At 62.6% G+C, this 361-nt stretch carries 1 protein-coding gene; it reads left to right on the top strand.

Annotated elements, in window-relative coordinates:
- Window positions 1-329, top strand: a 329-nt coding sequence (locus N825_RS35810; protein ID WP_157619798.1) for an IS110 family transposase, incomplete at its 5' end; no start/stop codon positions are given.
- Window positions 330-361 lie beyond the last annotated feature (32 nt).

Genomic DNA, 361 nt, shown 5'->3' with positions numbered 1-361 from the left:
CAGCCATGAAACAGTATGTCGGATTGGATGTGTCGCAGGACCAGACCTCGATCTGTGTTGTTGACGAGAGCGGCCGCGTGCTCTGGCAAGGCAAGTGCGCCTCGACCCCGGAAGCGATCGCCGCCACGCTGAGCGGCAAGGCGCCGCGGGCCGAACGGGTCGGTCTGGAAAGCGGTCCGCTGTCGATCTGGCTGTGCCACGGCTTGACGGCGCTTGGTCTGCCGGTGGTCTGCCTCGATGCCCGCCACGCCAAGGCGGTGCTGAAGCTCCAGATCAACAAGAGCGACGCCAACGATGCCCGAGGTCTGACCCCAATACCGTTCACTTAGGGAAAATGTGTATGCACCGGCCATACTCGTAA

Source organism: Skermanella stibiiresistens SB22, from assembly GCF_000576635.1.
GTDB lineage: Bacteria > Pseudomonadota > Alphaproteobacteria > Azospirillales > Azospirillaceae > Skermanella > Skermanella stibiiresistens.
This window is presented reverse-complemented; position numbering and strand designations above follow the sequence as displayed.